This window comes from Aliterella sp. E5.1, from assembly GCF_057473825.1.
On the sequence record NZ_JBYCCV010000401.1, the window covers coordinates 1 to 1332 of the forward strand.

1 protein-coding gene and 2 pseudogenes are annotated in these 1332 nt (G+C 39.8%); 1 reads left to right on the forward strand and 2 read right to left on the reverse strand.

All coding sequences use genetic code 11. From position 1 onward, the window contains the following. Window positions 1–196 (forward strand): annotated as a pseudogene (locus tag AC2VE5_RS27665) (HNH endonuclease); the annotation flags it as partial. A 118-nt stretch (window positions 197–314) separates the two neighbouring features. Here AC2VE5_RS27665 and AC2VE5_RS27670 read toward each other — a convergent pair. Together AC2VE5_RS27670 and AC2VE5_RS27675 are read right to left on the reverse strand one after the other, a co-directional pair. Beyond that, complete coding sequence (locus tag AC2VE5_RS27670) at window positions 315–533, reverse strand: type II toxin-antitoxin system HicB family antitoxin (protein WP_486890722.1); 219 nt, start codon at window positions 531–533, stop codon at window positions 315–317. Between the two features lie 2 nt (window positions 534–535). Beyond that, a pseudogene (locus tag AC2VE5_RS27675) lies at window positions 536–640 on the reverse strand (type II toxin-antitoxin system HicA family toxin); the annotation flags it as partial. Window positions 641–1332: the final 692 nt, after the last annotated feature.

Below are 1332 nucleotides of genomic sequence, written 5' to 3' on the forward strand. Positions count from 1 at the left end.
CTTACTGCTGTCTGTTATTGAGCTAATCGAGCAGGGTTTGTTGAGTCACAACATGATTCCCCTATCTGCCGAGCTAATCGCTGCTTTCTTAAAGCTGTGGCAACAATTAGGATCTACTGCCCATAATGTAGATATTGGGATGCCATTTTTTTACCTTAGAAGTGATGGATTTTGGCACTTTAAGTGCAGGCGATAAAAATTTTGCAGGCGGCTATTGGTTTAAAACCTAATGCAGGTGGCGCAATTAAGAAAGAAATCAAACGGGCATTGGATCTGCTATCTCCAAAAACTCCCACCAAATAACAACTCTTTGGTTATGCGAATTGTTCTACCTCAACATAATTAGCAGATGTTAGTGGTTGAGGAATTATTAAACCATCTTCACGCATTGACTCTAAGTGAAATTCAATTGCTTCACCAATCATTTGCTCTGCTTCTGTCACGGTATCTCCGACTGCAATGCACCCCGGTAGATCAGGCACATAAGCTGAATAATTGCTCTCAACTTTCTCGACGATTATTAAATACTTCACTTTTAATCCCCTGTTATTTGAGCTTGCTTAAAAACGCTATGCAGAGTACCGATTGCCAAATCTTTTGATAAATTACCGGGGATTGTTACAGTACCAAGTTTTATAAGATGTTTAAATTGTCAATGACTGCCTCTGGTTCGTGCCAAATACTAACCATCCGCTTCTAACAATTTTATTACCTCTTTGACTTTCACTTTTAAAGGTCATCTAATTAAGGTATAACTTTTTTCCCGTTTTCAGTCATATAAAATCTGTCTAATGTTCTCCAACCCGACATTAGAGGATCAAACACCCTGAGAGCTTCGTCTAAAGTTCCTACGCATGGATTACCTACAGGAAGGTCTTTTTTTCCTAGTACAATTTGCCAGAGTTGATATGTTTTTTGTCTCTTGCTTATTAATATATCTACGAACCGCCTCGCGTTCTCAATAGCATATTCTACACCATTCAAAAGACTGACATTAACTTATCACTCCCTTTACCGATCTGGAGGCGTATCTGCTCGTAAGGAATCTGATGACCGAAGTGAGTGAAGGTTCTCTCCTAAGACTGCGCGTGAAAGTCAACAGTATCAACCAGTGTTCCGTCGATGTCAAAAATTACAGCTTCGATCACAAATTGCTTGCTCTGATGAAGAGTAGTAAAACGTTAATCTATATTGCAGCAAAATTAGCCGCAAAAATGTTCTGCCGCAAGATAGGTAGACGGGCGAAGGAGGGCAACGGGAAATGTATCTAAAAATAACTTGAAAGTAGGATGAGCAATGGTTTTAATCGGAACACCCGTCGTAGCTTAACGC